Here is a 774-nt window from a genome sequence, read left to right as displayed (position 1 = left end):
GCGCAGTGTCACGGCAAGGCATCGTTTTCACCCACGCGTACGTTCGCGACGTAACCGCGGTAACCGCGCTGGACAAGGCGGTACCGAGGTTTCACCGCGACGTGCGCCAGTCGAGGTACTCGGAATGAACCAGACCACTGCCCATGGGTCGACCGTTTCGGCGTGCATGACAAGGCGCAGGACTTCCTGCCCGTCACCGAAGGAGAAACACCATGAGCCAGGTATTGGCGTGCATCGATGCTTCCGTATCCGCCCCCTCCGTGGTCGATTACGCGGCCTGGGCGGCACTGCGCCTGGGCGCGCCGCTGACCTTTCTGCATGTGCTCGACGAGCAGCGCTACCCGCGCGGCGATGCCGGCGGCAACCCCGGCCTGGGCGAGCGCGAGGCCCTGCTCAACGAACTCTCCTCGCTGGATGCCCAACGCAACCGCCTGGCCCTGGAAGACGGCCGCGTGCTGTTACAGGAGGCCCGCCAGCGCGCCCACTCGGCCGGCGTTCCGATCGCCGAAACCCAGCAGCGCCACGGCGACCTGCTGCACAGCCTGAACGAGCTGCAGGGCGACACGCAGTTGCTGGTGATGGGTCGCCAGGGCGAGCGCAGCGGCGGCCACGCATTGCAGATCGGCAGCCAGCTGGAGAACGTCATCCGCGCCGTGCCGCGCCCGATCCTGGTGGCGCCGAGCACGTTCCGCGTGCCGCGCCGGCTGATGCTCGCCTTCGACGGCAGCGTCACCGCGCGCCAGGCGGTGGCGACGCTGGCCTCCGGGCCGCTCT

The 774-nt window shown here is 69.1% G+C and carries 1 protein-coding gene; it reads left to right on the top strand.

The genetic code is table 11. The features are described 5' to 3' along the window. Positions 1-212: 212 nt before the first annotated feature. On the top strand, positions 213-774 hold a 562-nt coding region (locus B2X67_RS20540; protein ID WP_286786633.1), incomplete at its 3' end, for a universal stress protein.

Source organism: Pseudomonas sp. UBA3153 (assembly GCF_002364635.1).
GTDB classification, from domain to species: domain Bacteria; phylum Pseudomonadota; class Gammaproteobacteria; order Pseudomonadales; family Pseudomonadaceae; genus Pseudomonas_O; species Pseudomonas_O kuykendallii.
Note: the sequence above shows the minus strand (reverse complement) of the source record. Positions and strands in the feature narration are given on the sequence as shown.